Origin of the sequence: Sedimentitalea sediminis, from assembly GCF_042687825.1 — a bacterium.
In the GTDB taxonomy this organism is placed as follows: domain Bacteria; phylum Pseudomonadota; class Alphaproteobacteria; order Rhodobacterales; family Rhodobacteraceae; genus Sedimentitalea.
Map to the genome: position 1 here is coordinate 93,884 of NZ_JBHUQE010000004.1, position 17,770 is coordinate 111,653.

The 17,770-nt window shown below is 64.9% G+C and carries 17 protein-coding genes; 10 read left to right on the forward strand and 7 right to left on the reverse strand.

Translation table 11 applies throughout. The features are described 5' to 3' along the window. Positions 1-8: 8 nt before the first annotated feature. The 7 genes from acuI (at position 9) to ACFMPD_RS05195 (ending at position 8,418) form a co-directional block, all read left to right on the forward strand. Positions 9-1,004, forward strand: a complete 996-nt coding sequence (gene acuI / locus ACFMPD_RS05165; protein WP_380992499.1) for an acryloyl-CoA reductase — start codon at positions 9-11, stop codon at positions 1,002-1,004. 251 nt (positions 1,005-1,255) lie between these two features. Then, positions 1,256-1,678, forward strand: a complete 423-nt coding sequence (locus ACFMPD_RS05170; protein ID WP_380992501.1) for a universal stress protein — start codon at positions 1,256-1,258, stop codon at positions 1,676-1,678. Between the two features lie 57 nt (positions 1,679-1,735). Continuing rightward, on the forward strand, positions 1,736-3,370 hold the full coding sequence (locus ACFMPD_RS05175) for a BCCT family transporter (protein WP_380992503.1): 1,635 nt from the start codon (positions 1,736-1,738) through the stop codon (positions 3,368-3,370). A 176-nt stretch (positions 3,371-3,546) separates the two neighbouring features. After that, positions 3,547-6,336 carry a [protein-PII] uridylyltransferase family protein gene (locus tag ACFMPD_RS05180; protein ID WP_380992505.1) on the forward strand — a complete coding sequence of 930 codons (2,790 nt, stop codon included), beginning with the start codon at positions 3,547-3,549 and terminating at the stop codon, positions 6,334-6,336. Next, positions 6,333-6,605 (forward strand): hypothetical protein, encoded by a 273-nt coding sequence (locus ACFMPD_RS05185; protein ID WP_380992507.1) that lies wholly within the window; start codon positions 6,333-6,335, stop codon positions 6,603-6,605. The genes ACFMPD_RS05180 and ACFMPD_RS05185 overlap by 4 nt, the downstream gene beginning before the upstream one ends. A gap of 65 nt (positions 6,606-6,670) precedes the next feature. After that, a complete protein-coding gene (locus ACFMPD_RS05190) occupies positions 6,671-7,879 on the forward strand; it encodes an RSP_2647 family RNA methyltransferase (protein ID WP_380992509.1) in 1,209 nt (402 codons plus the stop codon). After that, the gene (locus ACFMPD_RS05195) at positions 7,876-8,418 is read left to right on the forward strand and encodes an RSP_2648 family PIN domain-containing protein (RefSeq protein WP_380992511.1); all 543 of its coding nucleotides are present in this window, start codon (positions 7,876-7,878) and stop codon (positions 8,416-8,418) included. The genes ACFMPD_RS05190 and ACFMPD_RS05195 overlap by 4 nt, the downstream gene beginning before the upstream one ends. 37 nt (positions 8,419-8,455) lie before the next feature. Here the strand turns inward: ACFMPD_RS05195 and ACFMPD_RS05200 are convergent, their stop codons facing one another. The 6 genes from ACFMPD_RS05200 to ACFMPD_RS05225 form a co-directional block, all read right to left on the reverse strand. Next, on the reverse strand, positions 8,456-9,145 hold the full coding sequence (locus ACFMPD_RS05200) for a M48 family metalloprotease (protein ID WP_380992513.1): 690 nt from the start codon (positions 9,143-9,145) through the stop codon (positions 8,456-8,458). 61 nt (positions 9,146-9,206) lie between these two features. After that, positions 9,207-10,391, reverse strand: coding sequence for a vWA domain-containing protein (locus ACFMPD_RS05205; RefSeq protein ID WP_380992515.1), 1,185 nt, complete (start codon positions 10,389-10,391; stop codon positions 9,207-9,209). Between the two features lie 4 nt (positions 10,392-10,395). After that, positions 10,396-10,563, reverse strand: coding sequence for an apolipoprotein acyltransferase (locus ACFMPD_RS05210; RefSeq protein ID WP_380992517.1), 168 nt, complete (start codon positions 10,561-10,563; stop codon positions 10,396-10,398). A gap of 18 nt (positions 10,564-10,581) precedes the next feature. Then, positions 10,582-11,949: a DUF2927 domain-containing protein gene (locus ACFMPD_RS05215; protein ID WP_380992519.1), complete on the reverse strand. Its 1,368-nt coding sequence runs from the start codon at positions 11,947-11,949 to the stop codon at positions 10,582-10,584. Beyond that, entirely contained in the window at positions 11,946-12,401 is a 456-nt protein-coding gene (locus ACFMPD_RS05220; protein ID WP_380992520.1) for a GNAT family N-acetyltransferase, read from the reverse strand. The genes ACFMPD_RS05215 and ACFMPD_RS05220 overlap by 4 nt, the downstream gene beginning before the upstream one ends. Before the next feature lie 99 nt (positions 12,402-12,500). Further along, positions 12,501-13,340, reverse strand: a complete 840-nt coding sequence (locus tag ACFMPD_RS05225) for an AAA family ATPase (RefSeq protein WP_380992522.1) — start codon at positions 13,338-13,340, stop codon at positions 12,501-12,503. A 184-nt stretch (positions 13,341-13,524) separates the two neighbouring features. Here ACFMPD_RS05225 and dksA point away from each other — a divergent pair, with 184 nt between their 5' ends. Then, positions 13,525-13,947, forward strand: coding sequence for an RNA polymerase-binding protein DksA (gene dksA / locus ACFMPD_RS05230; protein WP_380992524.1), 423 nt, complete (start codon positions 13,525-13,527; stop codon positions 13,945-13,947). Between the two features lie 87 nt (positions 13,948-14,034). Beyond that, a complete protein-coding gene (locus ACFMPD_RS05235; protein ID WP_380992526.1) occupies positions 14,035-15,171 on the forward strand; it encodes an FAD-dependent monooxygenase in 1,137 nt (378 codons plus the stop codon). A 97-nt stretch (positions 15,172-15,268) separates the two neighbouring features. On the opposite strand, the gene xth is transcribed toward ACFMPD_RS05235, so the two are convergent. Further along, complete coding sequence (xth, locus tag ACFMPD_RS05240; RefSeq protein WP_380992528.1) at positions 15,269-16,048, reverse strand: exodeoxyribonuclease III; 780 nt, start codon at positions 16,046-16,048, stop codon at positions 15,269-15,271. A gap of 627 nt (positions 16,049-16,675) precedes the next feature. Between xth and ACFMPD_RS05245 the strand changes: the two genes are divergently transcribed. Then, positions 16,676-17,755: a DUF6902 family protein gene (locus tag ACFMPD_RS05245; RefSeq protein WP_380992530.1), complete on the forward strand. Its 1,080-nt coding sequence runs from the start codon at positions 16,676-16,678 to the stop codon at positions 17,753-17,755. The last annotated feature ends 15 nt before the right edge of the window (positions 17,756-17,770 follow it).

The window sequence follows — 17,770 nt, forward strand, 5'->3', positions numbered from 1 at the left end:
AGATGGAAATGTTCGATGCATTGGTGGTGAACAAGGACGAAGAGAGCGGCAAGACCAGCGCCGCGGTACAGCAGATGGATCTGAACGATCTGCCCGATGGCGAAGTGACGGTGGCGGTCGAATACTCGACGGTCAACTACAAGGACGGCCTGTGCATCGGGCCGGGTGGCGGTCTGGTGCGGAAATACCCGCATATTCCGGGCATCGATTTCGCCGGCACCGTCGAGACGTCGAGCGACGACCGCTATCAGGCCGGCGACAAGGTCGTGCTGACAGGTTGGCGCGTCGGCGAGGCCCATTGGGGTGGGTATTCGCAAAAGGCGCGGGTAAGGGCCGACTGGCTGGTGCCCCTGCCGGCGGGCTTGACCACCCGTCAGGCGATGGCGGTGGGCACGGCCGGGATTACCGCGATGCTGGCAGTCATGGCGCTGGAGGATCACGGCCTGCAGTCGGGGCACGGGCCGGTTCTGGTGACCGGAGCCGCGGGCGGGGTCGGCTCGGTGGCGACCGCAATTCTGGCCAATCTGGGCCACGAGGTGGCAGCGGTTACCGGGCGTCCTGAGCAAGAGGAGTATCTGCGCAGCCTCGGGGCGACGCAGATCGTTGCCCGTGACGCGTTGACCGAAGTCACCCGCAAACCGCTGGAAAGTGAATTGTGGGCGGGCTGTGTGGATGCGGTTGCCGGGGCCATGCTGGGCCGCGTGCTCAAGCAGATGAAATACGGCACCTCGGTCGCGGCCATCGGCCTTGCCGGTGGCGCTGCCATCGACGGCGCACTGATCACGCCGTTCATCCTGCGCGGGGTCAACCTGTTGGGTATAGACAGCGTGATGCAGCCTTATGACAACCGGCTGCGCGCCTGGCAGCGGATCGCAAGCGATCTGCCGATGGACAAGCTGGAGGCCATGGTTCAACCGGCAACCCTGGGCGATTTGCCGCAATTGGGGGCGGACATCCTGAAAGGCCAGGTCAAGGGCCGCATCGTGGTCGACGTGAACGCCTGATCCGTCAGGAAGGCGCGTCCGCCACCGGGCGCGTCGCTGTCACTCCCGCTGCATTGCGGCAAACTGCCCTGGCGTCGCAACCGGGCGAATAACCGTCGCCGTCGGGTTGCGTGCACTGCTTCCCTACCGCTAGGCTGAACGGCACAACATCGCCTTTTCGGGCGGAACGGCAAGGCGACGTCCTTGCCTGCTTGCCTGGGCCGACAGCGGCCCGGAGCAGCAAGATACTGGCAACAGGGAGGAAATCATCCGTGTTCAAGAAGATCATGGTGCCGGTGGACCTGGTTCACGCGACCAAATTGCAACGGGCCCTGCAAGTGGCTGCGGACATGGCCGGGCTGTATCAGGCGGAAACCTGCTATGTCGCTGTCACCGCATCGACACCGGGGCCGGCGGCGCATAACCCGCAGGAATTCGCTGGCAAGCTCGATGAATTCGCCAAGGGCGAGGGCCAGCGGCACGGCCACAGGGTCACATCGCACACCATCATCAGCCACGACCCGGCGGTCGATATGGATCATGACCTGCTCAAGGCGCGCGAAGAGATCGGCGCCGATCTGGTGGTCATGGCCAGCCATGTGCCGGGCATGGCCGACTATCTGTTTCCCTCGCATGGGGGCCGGATGGCGCAACATGCCGGGGTCTCGGTGCTGATCGTACGCGAAGAGGATTGACGCCGACCCCGCGACACGCGGGGCATCGCGGCAGACAAAATTCAACGGGAGGTCAGCATGACCGAAAACACGACAAATCAGGGAATACCTGAACCCGAGGGCGACTCGGATATTATCGATACGGAATACGAGATTGGCCAGGACAACGTCGAAGGGGCGGTGGGACCGTTCGGTTTCGACATTCACAACCCGGTCTTTCTGGTCTCGGGCGCGTCCATCGTCGCCTTTGTCTTTTACGCGCTGGCCCTGCCGGAACAATCCGCCGCACTGTTCGGCTGGTTGCGGCCGGCGGTCACGACCAATTTTGACTGGTTCTTTCTGGCATCGGCGGACATTTTCGTTCTGTTCTGCCTGTTCCTGATCGTCTCGCCCTGGGGCAGCGTGCGTCTGGGTGGCAAGGATGCGAGCCCGGATTACTCGTATATCGGGTGGTTCGCGATGCTGTTTGCCGCCGGCATGGGCATCGGGTTGATGTTCTATGGCGTGTCCGAACCAATGAGCCATTTCTCGACCGCGTTCGGCGGTACCTCGGCCGAAGGCGGCGCACGCACCGACTGGGCCCCCTTGGGGGCCGCCGCGGGCGATCAGGCTGAATCGGTGCGTCTGGGCATGGCCGCGACGATCTATCACTGGGGTCTGCACCCTTGGGCGATCTATGCCATCGTGGCGCTGGCCCTGGCGCTGTTCACCTATAACAAGGGCCTGCCGCTGACCATCCGCTCGGCGTTCTACCCGATCTTTGGCGAACGGGTCTGGGGCTGGACCGGCCATGTGATCGACACGCTGGCGGTGTTTGCCACGCTCTTTGGGCTGGCCACCTCGCTGGGTTTCGGCGCCACCCAGGCCAATGCCGGGCTGAACGAATTGTTCGGCGTACCGGTCGGGGCCACCACCGAGGTCGTGCTGATCACCGCGATCACCGCCGTGGCGCTGGTGTCGGTGGTGCGCGGGCTGGATGGCGGCGTCAAGGTGCTGTCCGAACTGAACATGGGGCTGGCCTTTCTGCTGCTTTTCTTCGTGTTGCTGGTCGGCCCGACACTGGCGATCCTGACCGGCTTTGCCGACAGCCTGATGGCCTATGTGCAGTACCTGCCGGCGCTGTCCAATCCGTTCGGCCGCGAGGACGTTAACTTCAGCCAGGGCTGGACGGCGTTCTACTGGGCCTGGTGGATCAGCTGGTCGCCCTTTGTCGGCATGTTCATCGCCCGCGTCAGCCGCGGCCGCTCGGTGCGCGAATTCGTGATCTGCGTGCTGTTGATTCCGTCGCTGGTCTGCGTGTTGTGGATGAGCGTGTTCGGCGGCACCGCGATCCAGCAGGTGATCGTTGACGGCTTTACCGGGGCGCAGGACGCACCGCTGGAGCTGAAGCTGTTCAAAATGCTGGGCGAACTGCCGCTAAGCTCGATCACTTCGTTCGTCGGTATCGTCCTGGTGGTGGTGTTCTTTGTCACCTCTTCGGACTCCGGGTCGCTGGTGATCGACACGATCACCGCCGGCGGCAAGGTCGATGCGCCGGTGCCGCAGCGGGTGTTCTGGTGCATCTTCGAAGGTGCAGTCGCCATCGTGCTGCTGCTGGGCGGCGGGCTGGCCGCTTTGCAGGCCATGGTGATTTCGACCGGTCTGCCCTTTACCGTGGTGTTGCTGATGATGTGCTGGGCAATCATGAAGGGGCTTTCCACCGAGGCCCGCTGACCGCGCGGCCCCAGGCTACAGACAAACCATCGCCGCCTGCCGGAGGAACTCTTCCGGCAGGCGGTTTTCCTTTGCAGTTTTCTTCCGGTCCCCGATGCGCAAATCCCCGCGCCGCAAGCACCGGTTTCCCAGCATGACGCATTGACCATTGCCGCGCCCGGTTCCAGTCTGCCCACATGTCACTGATCCGCGCCATCACCCGCCTGCCACGACCCTATGACCCCGATCTGGGGGCCGAAGCCTGCGCGGCGGTGCCCGCAGCCGATGGCGATCTGGCACAACTGATCGCCGGCGCGGGCGGGTCCAGCCCGTTCCTGAAAGGGCTGATCGAGTCCGAGGCCGACTGGCTGGTTGCCGCCCTTGACGATCCGGACGCCTGCATCGACGCGTGCTTTGCCGAAATTGCCGAGCTGCCGCCCGACCGATTGAAATCCGGGCTGCGCCAGGCCAAGCGCCGGGTGGCGCTGATCACCGCACTGGCCGACCTGTCCGGCGCCTGGCCGCTGGAACGGGTCACCGGGGTGCTGACCGATTTTGGCGGACTGGCCTGCGACGTGGCGATCAAGGCCGAGATCGCAAACCTGATCCGGCGCAGGAAACTGCCCGGCCAGACCGCCGACGACGTCGCCACGGCCGGCGGGTTGATTGTGCTGGCCATGGGCAAGATGGGCGCGCATGAGCTGAACTATTCCTCGGATATCGACCTGATCTGCCTGTTTGACGAGACCCGGTTCGAAACCGACGATTTTTTCGAGGCGCGCCAGGGCATGGTGCGCGCCACCCGCAACATGTGCAGCATCCTCAGCGACCGCACCGCCGAGGGCTATGTCTTTCGCACCGATCTGCGGTTGCGGCCCGACCCGGCCGTGACACCGGTCTGCATGGCCACCGAGGCGGCAGAACGCTATTACGAAAGCCTGGGCCGCACCTGGGAACGCGCCGCCTATATCAAGGCCCGTCCCTGCGCCGGGGACCTCGATGCCGGGGCGCGGTTTCTCAAGACGCTGACCCCCTTTGTCTGGCGTCGGCATCTGGATTTCGCCGCCATTCAGGACGCCCATGACATGCGCCTGCGCATTCGCGAGAACAAGGGGCTGGGCGGTGCGCTGGTGGTGCCGGGGCACGACATGAAGCTGGGGCGCGGCGGTATCCGCGAGATCGAGTTCTTTACCCAGACCCGGCAGCTGATCGCCGGCGGGCGCGACACCGGGTTGCGGCAGCGCGAGACCGTGCCCGGGCTGGCGGCGCTGGCCGACAAGGGCTGGGTGCCGCAAGAGGTCACCGACCGGCTCAGCGCGCATTACCGGTCTCATCGCGAGGTCGAGCACCGGATTCAGATGGTCAATGACGCCCAGACCCATCGGCTGCCGCAATCGGCCGAAGGGATCGACCGCATCGCCTGTCTGATGGGCACCGATGCGGCGGCGCTGCTTGCCGATCTCAAGACCCGCCTGACCGAAGTCCACGACCTGACCGAGGGGTTCTTTGCCCCGGACGCCGCGCCACAGCCGCGCGGGCCGGAACCGTCGGAATTCGATGCCGGCATTCTTGCACGCTGGCCAACCTACCCGGCGCTGCGCTCGCAGCGGGCGGCACAGATATTCGAACGCCTGCGTCCCGAACTGCTGGCGCGGCTGGCGCGGACGGAACATCCTGATCAGGCACTGATGGCGCTGGACGGCTTTTTGGCCGGTCTGCCGGCGGGGGTGCAGCTGTTCTCGCTGTTCGAGGCCAATACCCAGCTGATCGACCTTTTGGTGGACATCGTCGGCACCTCGCCGGCGCTGGCCAGCCATCTGTCGCGCAATGCCGGGGTGTTTGATGCGGTGATCGGCGGCGACTTTTTCGCCGACTGGCCGGGGCCGGAAGTGCTGAGCGCCGAACTGGCCGGCATCCTGGCCGCGGAACAGGATTACGAGCGCCAGCTGGACGCCGCCCGGCGCTGGACCAAGGAATGGCACTTCCGCATCGGCGTGCACCACCTGCGCGGATTGATCGACGCGGTCACCTGCAGCGGTCAATATACCGATCTGGCCCAGGCGGTGATCACCGCGCTCTGCCCCGTGGTGACGGCGCAGTTCGCCGCCAAGCACGGCCCGCCGCCGGGGCGCGGTGCGGCGGTGCTGGGCATGGGATCGCTGGGCGCGGCGCGGCTGAACGCCATGTCCGACCTGGACGTGATCGTGATCTATGATCCGCAGGATGCCGAAACGTCCGAAGGGCGGCGCCCGCTGGCGACCCGGCTCTACTATGCCCGCCTGACGCAGGCGCTGATCACCGCGCTGACCGCACCGATGGCCGAGGGGCGGCTATACGAGGTCGATATGCGGCTGCGCCCCTCGGGCACCCAGGGGCCGGTGGCCACCAGCTGGGCCAGTTTCCGGAACTATCAGCAGAACGAGGCCTGGGTCTGGGAGCACCTGGCCCTGACCCGCGCCCGCGTGGTGGCCGGTGAGGACAGTCTTGCACAGGACATCGAAACGTTCCGGCAGACCATATTGCGCAAGCCGCGTGAACGCGGGCACGTGCTGCGCGAGGTCATCGACATGCGCGCGCGGATTGCCGCCGCGAAATCGCCGGCCAGCCTGTGGGATGCCAAGATCGGCCCCGGGCGGATGCAGGATATCGAACTGCTGGCCCAGACCGGCGCTCTGCTGGCCGGTTCGGCCGAGCGGGATGTGCATGGCGGGATTGCGGGCGGGGTGAGTTGCGGCCTGCTGAACCAGACCCAGGCAGACGCGTTGCGCGACTGCTATGACCTGTTCTGGTCGGTGCAGACGGCGGCGCGGCTGTTGTCAGGCAAAACTCTGGATGCAACGGCGATGGGCGAGGGCGGGTCGGCCTTTCTGTGCCGGACCACCGGCGTCGACCGGATCGAGACCCTGCAGGCCGCCCTGCAGCGCAGTTATGCGCAAGCGGCCGAAGTGATCGAGACGGCGTTGCGCCTGCAGGCGGATCAGCGATGACGGCGGCATACCAGACCGACCCCAAGGGGCTGATCCGCGAGGCCTATCGGATCGACTGCATCACGGCGGCGGAATGCCGGTCGATCTTTCTGGACTGGGCGCTGAGCCTGCCCGCGGGCGCTGAAACCGCGACGGCGCTGCGCGCCTTGCTGGCGCAGCATGGCGCGTCGATGCCCGATCATCCCATGACGCAGGTGCTGCGCGACGGGCTGACGTCGGTCGCGACGCCGCGCCGGCGCGGTGGCTGGCGGTCGCGCCCGCGCAACTGACCCCGACCCGGGCCGCCGGCGCGGCGGACCTTTCCCCGCTCCGGCGATGTGGCTATGAGTGCCGCATGACATATGTCCCTGCCGATATCGATCGCCCCCGCGTCCGCCTGAAACCCAAAACCAATGCCCGCGGGTTACGCCACGGTTTTCCCTGGGTCTATGCCAGCGACCTGGTCACCGATCGGCGCACCCGCGCGCTGCAGCCGGGCACGCTGGCGATACTTGAGGATGAAAACCGTTCGGCGCTGGGGCTGGTCGCGGTCAATCCCGACTCGCGTATCATTTGCCGGATGCTCGACCGCGATCCGGCGGCCGTGCTGGATCGCGACTGGTTCGCTGCCCGCATCGCGCGCGCGCTGTCGCTGCGAGACCGGCTGTATGACGCGCCGTTCTACCGGCTGGTGCATGCCGAGGCCGATGGCCTGCCGGGGGTGGTGATCGACCGCTTTGGCGACATCTGCGCGGTGCAGCCCAACGCCGCCTGGGCCGAGGCGCATCTGGGCACGCTCGCCGAGGCGTTGGTCGCGGTCACCGGCGTCGCGCATGTGCTGAAGAATGCCGGCGGCCGTACCCGCGCGCTGGAAGGTCTGGACGACATTTCCGGTGTTCTGTGCGGCACGGCCCCCGCAGACGCGGTTGCGGTGCCGATGAATGGTGCGACCTACATGGCCGATCTGACCGGCGGGCAGAAGACCGGGCTGTTCTATGATCAGCGCCCCAACCATGGCTTTGCCGCGCAGTTGGGCAAGGGGGGGCGGGTGCTGGACGTGTTTTCCCATGTCGGCGGCTTTGCCCTGGCGGCGCTGGCGCAGGGGGCCGCATCTGCTGTCGCAGTGGATGGTTCGGCCGCCGCTTTGGCGCTGGCCGAACGCGGCGCGGTGGCCAGCGGCATCGTCGACCGGTTCGCGACGCGGCAGGGCGATGCGTTCGAAGTGTTGAGCGCGCTGCAGTCCGAGGGGGCGGTGTTTGACGTGGTGATCTGCGATCCGCCGGCCTTTGCACCGGCGAAACCGGCGCTGGAGGCGGGACTGCGCGCCTATGAGCGGGTGGCCCGGCTGGCCGCGCCGCTGGTCGCGCCGGGCGGGTTTCTCGGGTTGTGCTCGTGCTCGCATGCCGCCGATCTGGCGCGGTTCCGCGCTGCTTGTACGCGCGGCATCGGCCGGGCCGGACGGGCGGCGCAGCTGATCCATACCGGCTTTGCCGGTGCGGATCACCCGCAATTGCCGCAACTGGCCGAAAGCGGCTATCTCAAAGCGCTGTTCTATCGCCTGTGAAGATCGTCATCGACACCTGTGTCCTGTATCCGACGGTGATGCGCGAAATGGTTCTGGGCGCGGCGCGGGCCGGGCATTTCGCGCCGCTGTGGTCGGCCCGTATCCTGCAGGAATGGGCCCGCGCGGCGGTCAAGCTGGGCCCCGAGGGAGAGGCGCAGGCCGGGGCCGAAATCGCCCTGCTGCGCGCCAGCTGGCCCGAGGCCGAACAGCCGCCCGCACCGGGTCTCGAGGCGCGGCTATGGCTGCCCGATCCGGCCGATCTGCACGTTCTGGCGGTGGCGGTCGCCAGCTCGGCCGATGCGATCATGACTCTGAATGCAAAAGATTTTCCGCGCCAGACCCTGGCCGAAGAAGGCCTGCAGCGCCTTGATCCTGACGGCTATCTGTTTCGCCTCTGGCAACAGGCGCCCGCCAGCATCTCGCAGGTGGCCGACCGGGTGCTGGTTCAGGCCAATGTCCTGTCCGGCAGCCAGTGGCAGATGCGCCCCCTGCTGAAGAAGGCGCGGCTGCCGCGCCTGGCCAAGGCCCTGTCCGCCTGAAACCCGCCGCCGAGGCGGTGCCGGGGGGCGGTCCGGGTCAGTCCGGCGCGGCCCACTGCGCCTCCAGTTTTTCCAGCGCGGCGATGCGCTGGTCGGTCTTTGGGTGGCTCATCAGCCAGGCCGGTGCCATGCCGGCGCGCTGTTGGGTCAGGGCGTCCAGCTTGCGAAACAGCGACTTTTGCGGGCTGACGCCGATTCCGGATTTGGTCAGCAGGGCGGCGGCATAGGCGTCGGCCTCGTATTCGTCCGACCGGGACAGGCCGGCGGCCAGCAGGGATGTCAGCATGTTGGCGATCCAGACACCAAAGAATGGGATGAACCGGCCCAGCACCATCATCAGTGCGGTGCGCAGGGCGTTCTGGCCGGAAAAGTCGATCATGCGCCGGCGTGCATGTCCCAGCGCCACATGGCCCAGTTCGTGGGCGATAACACTGGCCATCTCCTCGCCGGTGACATCGCCGTTCTGGAACTTGCGATAGAAACCGCGGGTGATGAAAATGCGCCCGTCCGGCGCTGCCAGCCCGTTCACCGGGTCGATTTCGTATATATAGACCGGAATCCGTGCCAGCCCCAGCGCCGCCGCCAGCCGGTCGGTCAGATGTTTCAGCCGGGGATCGGCCAGCTCGGTCGAGCGGGTGTCCAGCTCGCGGCCGGTGCGCCAGACCGAAATCCGATACATCGCCAGCGCATAGAGAATGGCCAGCAGGATGGGCGTGAACTTGAGCATGGTTCCGATATGGGGGCTAAGGTGGCCGGGGTCAAACCCCGAAACCCGACGCCGCGGCGGGTCAGCGGGTCAGGTCGCGCATGCCCTGTTCAAGACCCGACAGGGTCATCGGCACCATGCGGTCCTCGAAAATCTCGCGGATCATCTGGATCGAATGGGTGTATTGCCAGTATTTTTCCGGCACCGGGTTGATCCACAGATGGCTGGCCCATTGTTCACGGGCGCGCTGCAACCAGACCTGGCCGGCCTCGGCGTTCCAGTGTTCGTTGGCGCCGCCCGGATAGGCGATCTCATAGGGCGACATGCTGGCATCCCCGACAAAGATGCATTTGTAATCCGGGCCATAGGTGCGCAACACCTCATGCGTCGGGGTCTGGGCGTCCCAGCGCCGCCGGTTGTCGCGCCAGACACCTTCATACAGACAATTGTGGAAATAGTAATATTCCAGGTGCTTGAATTCGCTGCGGGCGGCCGAGAACAGCTCTTCGACCACCTTCACATGGGGGTCCATGCTGCCGCCGATATCGAGAAACAGCACCACCTTGACCGCATTGTGCCGTTCGGGGCGGGTTTTCACGTCCAGATAGCCATGCTCGGCGGTGGCGCGGATGGTGCCATCCAGGTCCAGCTCGTCAGCCGCGCCCTCGCGGGCCCAGCGGCGCAGGCGTTTCAGTGCCACCTTGATGTTGCGGGTGCCCAGTTCGACCGTGTCGTCGAGGTTCTTGAACTCGCGCTTGTCCCAGACCTTGACCGCGCGCTGGTGGCGGCTTTCCTTCTGACCGATGCGCACGCCCTCGGGATTGTAGCCATAGGCGCCAAACGGGCTGGTGCCGGCGGTGCCGATCCACTTGTTGCCGCCCTGGTGCCGGCCTTGCTGTTCGGCCAGCCGCTCGCGCAGCGTCTCCATCAGTTTTTCGAACCCGCCCAGGGCTTCGATCTCGGCCTTTTCCGCGTCGGTCAGGTGCTTTTCGGCCATCTTTTTCAGCCAGTCGCCGGGGATGTCCACGGCCTCCATGACCTGACCCAGACTGATCTGTTCGAGCCCCTTGAAGCTGGCGGCAAAGGCGCGGTCGAACTTGTCGATGTTGCGCTCGTCCTTCACCATCGCAGAGCGCGCGAGGTAATAGAACGCCTCGACGTCATAAGTCGCCAGGCCGGACAGCATCGCCTGCAGAAAGGTCAGGTATTCGCGCAGGCTGACCGGAACGCCGGATTTCCGCAGGTTTTCAAAAAAGGGCAGGAACATCGGCCTACACCGCCAGCCGGTGCAGCAGGACCGTGACGATCATCGCGACGATGCCGCAGGCCATGCCCGAAGCGACGGCATATTGCGCGATATCCGCCGGCTTGCCGCCGCGCCGCCTGGCGGTCAGTCCGCCCAGTATGGCCCCAAAGATAACACCCGCGATCACGATCATGACCGTCCACCCGTTCGACTAGCTTTTGCCTCTGACCTGCGGGTTCAGCGATGCGATCTCCTGCATCTTGGCCCGCACGGCCCAATCCGAGCCAAAGCCGTATCTTGCCCAACCCAGACTGTCCAGCCTGACGCTGCGCGCTGCGCTGCTCTGGCCGGTCAAGTCCAGCGCCTCGGCCTTGAGCAGCATCAGGGTCGCCAGCAGGGCGGCGTTTTCCGACCGTGCGGCAACATCCAGATAGGGATCGATCTGACGCAGTGCCCGTGCCCCGTCGCCCTGGGCGATGGCATAGGCGGCGGTCTGAGTGGCGATATAGGCGCGGTGCAGTTCGGTGCCCGGAGTTTGACGCAGATAGCTCAGAGCGCTGTCGTAATATGTCTGCGCCAGTTCCGGATCGTGCGTCTGGGTCATCCGGCCCAGCATGTAATAGCCAAAGGCCCGGCGATGGTCCTGCCAGCCCATGCGCTGGGCTGTGGCCGCGGCCGACTGGGCCGCGTCGCGCCGCCGCGCGGCATCGCTGCCCGGGCCCAAAGCGGTCTGTACCGAGGCAATCCAGTCGCGCGGAGTCGCCGAAATCGCCTGGGCCGGCAGGCGCTCGCCGCGCGGATTGATCCGTGCCAGAATGTCGGGCAGTTCGGTTGCTACCTCGGATTTGGACATGCCGCTGTACAGTTCCGGCGCGTAGGTGGCGCGCAGGATCAACATGTCGAACCCGGTCAGCACCGTGTGCACGTTGTCGTCGTTGAACACCGAATCCGGCAGCCGGTAGAGATCGTTCAGCGGGCCGATCGCCTGAGCCAGTTCCTCGTGCAGGCAATCGCGGATTTCCTGCGGGCTGGAGTCATGCGGTAGGAAGATGGCCAGTTTCCGGCGCGACTGCAGCACCGACCAGTTGGTATCGGGGCTGCGGCGCTTGCGGCGGAAATCGTCCAGGTCAGAGACGTTGGGAACCACGAAACAGGCGGCCTGGGGCAGGGCGCGGCGAATCTCGGCCCGGCTGACCGCCTGGATGGTGATGTTGGCGGCCGGGTCATCGACATAGCGGATGTCGATCCCGGCCTCGCGTTGCAGCCGCAACAGAAGGCGCCGCAGATCGGGCACCAGACTGGCCGGCGGCTGCCCGGCGACGCGCACCGATATGGGCGTTTCAAAACGGGTAAAGACCGGCAGGCTGCGGCCGCTTTCCAGCTGGAAATGCAGCGACAGGAAATCGGCGGCGATATTGGCGTTCGAGCGGATCGGAGGGCTGGGGCGCGCGTGGCCGAACCCCTTGATCGGCGGCAGGCTGGACGTGGCGATCTGGGCCCGCGTCGGCGTGTCCTGCGGCGCCATCGTCGCGCAGCCGGCCAGCAGCAGGGTGATCGAGAACAGGGCGGGTCGGATCATGGGCGTTGATACTTGATAAAGGGTGTCAGCGTCGCAATGCGGTCATACAGCTTGCGCGCGGTTTCGTTAAAATCCTGTGTCAGCCAATAGACCGTCGGCGCGCCCTGGCGATCGGCCCGGGCATAGACCGCCTCGATCAGCGCGCGTCCGACGCCGGTGCCGCGGGCTTCGGGGCGGGCATAGAGGTCCTGCAGATAGCAGACCTCTTCGATCTTCCAGGCGTGGCGGTGAAACAGAAAGTGGGTCAGCCCGACCAGCCGGCCGTCGCGCTCGGCCACCAGCGCGCTGAAATCGCGCGGATCGTCGCCCAGGAGCCGGGCAAAGGTGCTGTCGTAGACTTCCACCGGCAGATCGGTTTTGTAGAATGCCAGATAGTCGGCCCACATCTCGGTCCATTGCGGCCGATCCTCGGGGCGCAGGGCGCGTAGGGTGCAACTGGCGGTCTGGCTCATGTCCTGAACGGTGGCAGAGGCGGCACCAAGGCTCAAGTCTTATCTGCTATGGGCGCGCGGGCGGGACTGGCCCGCCGCGCCCCGCATTGTCCGGCGCGATCAGCGCTGGCCGCGCGCCATGAAGGCCAGGCGCTCGAACAGATGCACATCCTGTTCGTTTTTCAGCAGGGCGCCATGCAGTTTCGGCAATGCGTTGGCACCGTCGCGCTTGAGGTCTTCGGCACTCAGATCCTCTGCCAGCAGCAATTTCAGCCAGTCCAGCACTTCGGAGGTTGACGGTTTTTTCTTGAGCCCGCTGGTGTCGCGCAGCTCGTAAAACTGGGTCAGCGCCGTGGTCAACAGCTTTTCCTTGATGCCCGGATGATGCACCTCGACGATCTTGCGCATGGTGGCTTCGTCGGGAAAGCGGATATAATGAAAGAAACAGCGGCGCAGGAACGCGTCGGGCAGTTCCTTTTCGTTGTTCGAGGTGATGATGACGATCGGACGCTGGCGGGCGTGGATGGTCTCGCCGGTCTCGTAGACGAAAAATTCCATTTTATCAAGTTCCTGCAGCAGGTCGTTGGGGAACTCGATATCGGCCTTGTCGATCTCGTCGATCAGCAGCACGACCTTTTCGTCGGCTTCAAAGGCCTGCCACAGCTTGCCTTTCTTGATGTAGTTGCGGACATCATGCACCTTTTCCTCGCCCAGTTGACTGTCGCGCAGGCGGCTGACGGCGTCGTATTCATACAGACCCTGCTGGGCGCGGGTGGTGGATTTGACGTTCCATTCGATCATCCGCAGGCCCAGGGCGCCGGCGACCTGGCGCGCCAGTTCGGTCTTGCCGGTGCCGGGCTCGCCCTTGACCAGCAGCGGCCGTTCCAAAGTTACCGCTGCGTTAACTGCGATCTTCAGATCTTCGGTGGCGACATATTCCTCGGTGCCCTGAAATTTCATGCTTTTACAACCCTTTGCTGTTACGCCCCTTCGGGCATCCGCTTGGCCGCGCTTTTAGCCCAGACAAGGCGGGATTGTGTAGTGACAATCTGAAATGTGTCAGCTAAACGCTGCGGCAGTGAGCAGCCAGATGTCTAGGGAAGCGAAATTGACAGACACAGTTGGCCAATCCGAGGGAGGCAAAATGAAACAGGATGTTCCGCTGCCTGACAATTACCGCCCGGCAGAAGACGAACCTTTCATGAATGAGCGGCAGCTGGAATATTTCCGGCGCAAGCTGATGGACTGGAAACACGAATTGCTGGCGGGCAGCCGCGACACCATCGAGGGATTGCAGGACGGCACCCGCAATATTCCCGACGTGGCGGACCGGGCCAGCGAAGAGACCGACCGCGCGCTTGAGTTGCGCACCCGGGATCGCCAGCGCAAGCTGGTCGCCAAGATCGACAGCGCTCTGCGCCGGATCGACGAGGGTGAATACGGCTATTGCGAAGTCACGGGCGAACCGATTTCGCTGCGGCGCCTGGATGCGCGTCCGATCGCCACCATGAGCCTGGAAGCGCAGGAACGTCACGAGCGGCGCGAAAAGGTACATCGCGACGATTGACGTCTTAGGGCGCGAGGCGATGAACGGACGGGCGGGCGCCGCGGCACATGCTGCGGCGTTTTTTGCATTTTCAGGCAGGATGGGACCATGGCGGCGGAAATTCACGTGATCGGGGCCGGGATCGGCGGCGTCGCGGCGGCCGTCGCGCTGGCGCAGCGCGGAATGCGGGTGCGGGTTCTGGAACAGGCCGGGGCGCTGACTGAGGTCGGTGCCGGTCTGCAGATCAGCGCCAACGGCATGGCCGTGCTGCGCGCCTTGGGGGCGGCAGGAGTAGAGCCGACGCAGGCGGTGCAATCGGCCGGTACCGAGATCCGCGACCATGCGCGGGGACGTTTGGTAACGCGGATGCCGCCGCCAGAGGCCGGGCCGACCTGGTATTTTCACCGCGCGGATCTGCTGGCGCTGTTGGTTGAACGGGCAAAAGCCCTGAACGTGCCGATCGAGCTGGCCACCGAGGTGGCGGGTTACGCAGTGGATAGGCACGGGTGTCAGCTGACCATGGGCGATGGCAGCCGGCGGCAGGTCGGACTGGTCATCGCCGCGGATGGCGGCCAGAGTCGGGCGCGGCAGGTGCTGCAGGAACCGGCGCGTGCGCGTTTTTCGCGTCAGGTCGCCTGGCGGGCGCTGGTGCCGGGACCGGGGCAGGCCGGACCCGCCCGCGCGGTCCTGAGCATGGCGCCGGGCCAGCATGTGGTGACCTATCCGCTGCGGGGCGGCAAGTTGGTCAACATCGTCGCCGTCGAAGAGCGCGACGACTGGAGGCAGGAAGGCTGGCGTCTAAAGGGGGACCCGGACGAGATGCGCGCCCGGTTTGCCAGATTTGGCGGCCCGGTTGAAGCCTTGCTGGCACAGGTTCAGAGCCCGCATCTGTGGGCGTTGTATCTGCATCCGGTCGCCGCCCGCTGGTACAGGGGACAATTGGCGCTGTTGGGCGACGCGGCGCATCCAACCCTGCCGTTTATGGCGCAAGGCGCCTGTCTGGCGCTGGAAGATGCCTGGGTGCTGGCGGCCTGCCTTGCGGCGGATGGTCCGTCCGGTCTGGCCCGCTATCAGGCGCAGCGCCGGCCCCGGGCGCAGCGGGTGGTCGCGGCCGCTGCCGCCAATGCGCACCGGTTTCACCTGAGGGGACCGCAGCGATGGGGGGCGCAGGCGCTATTGCGCCTGGCCGGCCCGCGGCTGGCGTCGCGTTACGACTGGATCTACGGCCACGATGTGACATCCTGACAGGGACGTGATCCGGCGGAGCGCGCTGCGCGCGCACGACATTCCGGATAGGCGCTCTGGGGCCGGTGCTGCGCGCCGATGATCCGCCGGCACGCGGTCAAAGGTTGAGCTCGACCCAGACCGGGACGTGATCGGACGGTTTCTCGTGCCCGCGCACATGCTTGTCGATCTGGCAGTCCTGCAACAGGTCCGCGGCTTGCGGCGTCAACAGGAAATGATCGATACGGATGCCATTATCCTTGTTCCAGGCGCCGGCCTGATAATCCCAGAACGAATAGTGGCCGGGGGCGGCGGTGCGGGCACGGAACGCGTCGGTAAAGCCCAGGTTCACGATGCGCCGATAGGCGGCCCGGCTGTCCGGCAGAAACAGCGCGTCCTGACGCCAGGCGTCGGGCTTTCTGGCGTCTTCGGGTTGAGGGATGATATTGTAGTCACCGGCCATCAAGGCGGGTTCCTCGCCGGCCACCAGTTGGGCCGCCCGATCCTGCAGGCGGTTCATCCAGGCCAGTTTATAGTCGTATTTCGGCCCCGGCGCCGGGTTGCCATTCGGCAGATACAGACCGCATATCCGCAATGCCCGTTTGCCGACGATGGTTGCCTCGATCCAGCGGGCCTGCTCGTCCTCCGGGTCGCCGGGCAGGCCGCGGGAGACGTCCTCGAGTGGCAGTTTCGACAGGATCGCGACGCCGTTGAACGATTTCTGTCCGTGGGTTTCGACGTTGTAGCCGCGATCCTCGAACAGCTCGCGCGGAAAATTGGCGTCGATCGATTTGATCTCTTGCAGCAAAACCACATCGGGCTGGGCCGCGTCCAGCCATGCGGGCAGGGCCTGGGCCCGGGCTTTGATGCCGTTGATGTTGAAGGTGGCGATTTTCATTCCCGGGTCCCTGTTTGCGGCCGTGGGTTCGATCTATCGCCGATGCGGCGCAGCAGGGCAAGGCCGGCAGGGAACCTGCTGCGCCAGAGCGCGCAGCGCCGGTTCGAGCCGATTTTCCGGTTGATTCGAGCCTTTGTCGCGATTTTCCCGGTGCGACATGATTTGCCCAAATTTTCCGCGCAAACCAGATAGTCTGGAAAACGAATAAATCACAGTAAATTAGATATTAATATTAAAGTGGTTGTCGCGAGGTCAATCAACCTGTACTGGTATTTTTTCGTTTCAAACTACCTAAGAATGCAGATTATTGATTGTGGAAATTCGAGGAGGTGGAAAAGCACATATGACCAGACAGGGCATATTCATGACATTTGGCAACCCGACCGTCACGGATGGCGAGGCCAGCATGTTTGACGGAGACGGCACGGCGCTGTTCTCCTCAGGCTCCAGTCCGGCACGTCATAGCGATGCTATGGTCGGAGATGCAACCGCAATGTTTTCTTCGGGCAGCGCGCCCGCCGCGCGTGTCGCCGATGTGACACAGGCTGTTGCGACACACGATGAAAGTCGATCCGGTTCGCGATCTGAGAAGGGGTGACGGGCCGTCCGGTCACCCAGGATTAACCCATGTCCAATGTCATCCCTCTGCCCCTTTCGTCCCGCCGCAAGTCCGCCACGCCAAGCGGACCTGATGCGCTGATCGACAGTTTCGCACAGTTTCGGCGGCTGCCGGATGATGTGTTCTGGCTGAAGGAAAACGCTGAACTGTTGAATATTCTGGAATGCACCGGGAAAAAACTGTCCGAACGGGCCTTGCAGCCGCATGACGCATTCTATCGGAGCGCCGAAAGACGACTGGCGTTCTTTCCGCAGTACTACCGGTTTTTGTTGTCGATCTGCCTCGATCTCGAGGATCTGGGGCAGGCGGGCGACACTGCGGCGGCGTTGATCGACGCGGTCGCGAAACAGGGCCTGGCCGAGTCAGAACTGTCCGATTTGCAGCGGCTCGAAGCGCGGCGGTTGATGCTGCGGCGTGGAGTCGATCCGTTTGCCGGCGATGGCGGTCTTGAAAGCCGGGTGCGTCGTTTCATCGGCCGCCCCGAACGTTTCGCGGTGCCGGACAAAAAAGCCGCCTATGAACTGACCCATGCGGTGTTCTATCTGGGCGAATACGGGCGCCGCGATCCGCAACTGTCCCCACAGGCAGCGACATCTCTGGAATTTGCCGGTTTGCTGGCCTATCTCGACCAGAACGCTGATTTGCTGGCCGAGATCTGCATTGCGATGCGCCATGCCGGACTGGTGCCGTCCGACATCTGGGAAAACTGGCTGCGGCGTGAAACCCTGCGGTTCCAACTGCCGGTCGGTCAGCAGGTCAATGTTGCGGACGATTACCATACCTATCTCACCGGCAACTGGTTGCTGGCCGCGCGTGGCGCCGAGGCGTTCCACACCCCGGGCGGGAGCGGGCGTATGGGGTTTGTGCGGGTGAAATCCTATGCCGGTCCGCTGCGCGACATGTCGGTCTGCCTGTACCGGCTGCAGGACGCGCGCCGCGCCGACTGGCGGGCGATGCAACCGCATATCGAAGCGGCCCTGACCGAGATCGGCCGCGACATCCTGTGCGAAGCCCGGCACAGCAGCGACAGGTTCGAGGCGTTCTTTGCCAGCTTTGCCCGCGCCGGCGACGCGGGGGCAAGTCAGTAGCCCACACTTCGGATT

Excerpts from the sequence above, each read along its gene's own strand:
- acuI (WP_380992499.1), top strand. The coding sequence starts at position 9 with ATGTTCGATGCATTGGTGGTGAACAAGGACGAAGAGAGCGGCAAGACC.
- ACFMPD_RS05175 (WP_380992503.1), top strand. The coding sequence starts at position 1,736 with ATGACCGAAAACACGACAAATCAGGGAATACCTGAACCCGAGGGCGAC.
- ACFMPD_RS05180 (WP_380992505.1), top strand. The coding sequence starts at position 3,547 with ATGTCACTGATCCGCGCCATCACCCGCCTGCCACGACCCTATGACCCC.
- ACFMPD_RS05185 (WP_380992507.1), top strand. The coding sequence starts at position 6,333 with ATGACGGCGGCATACCAGACCGACCCCAAGGGGCTGATCCGCGAGGCC.
- ACFMPD_RS05190 (WP_380992509.1), top strand. The coding sequence starts at position 6,671 with ATGACATATGTCCCTGCCGATATCGATCGCCCCCGCGTCCGCCTGAAA.
- ACFMPD_RS05200 (WP_380992513.1), bottom strand. The coding sequence starts at position 9,145 with ATGCTCAAGTTCACGCCCATCCTGCTGGCCATTCTCTATGCGCTGGCG.
- ACFMPD_RS05205 (WP_380992515.1), bottom strand. The coding sequence starts at position 10,391 with ATGTTCCTGCCCTTTTTTGAAAACCTGCGGAAATCCGGCGTTCCGGTC.
- ACFMPD_RS05210 (WP_380992517.1), bottom strand. The coding sequence starts at position 10,563 with ATGATCGTGATCGCGGGTGTTATCTTTGGGGCCATACTGGGCGGACTG.
- ACFMPD_RS05215 (WP_380992519.1), bottom strand. The coding sequence starts at position 11,949 with ATGATCCGACCCGCCCTGTTCTCGATCACCCTGCTGCTGGCCGGCTGC.
- ACFMPD_RS05220 (WP_380992520.1), bottom strand. The coding sequence starts at position 12,401 with ATGAGCCAGACCGCCAGTTGCACCCTACGCGCCCTGCGCCCCGAGGAT.
- ACFMPD_RS05225 (WP_380992522.1), bottom strand. The coding sequence starts at position 13,340 with ATGAAATTTCAGGGCACCGAGGAATATGTCGCCACCGAAGATCTGAAG.
- dksA (WP_380992524.1), top strand. The coding sequence starts at position 13,525 with ATGAAACAGGATGTTCCGCTGCCTGACAATTACCGCCCGGCAGAAGAC.
- ACFMPD_RS05235 (WP_380992526.1), top strand. The coding sequence starts at position 14,035 with ATGGCGGCGGAAATTCACGTGATCGGGGCCGGGATCGGCGGCGTCGCG.
- xth (WP_380992528.1), bottom strand. The coding sequence starts at position 16,048 with ATGAAAATCGCCACCTTCAACATCAACGGCATCAAAGCCCGGGCCCAG.
- ACFMPD_RS05245 (WP_380992530.1), top strand. The coding sequence starts at position 16,676 with ATGTCCAATGTCATCCCTCTGCCCCTTTCGTCCCGCCGCAAGTCCGCC.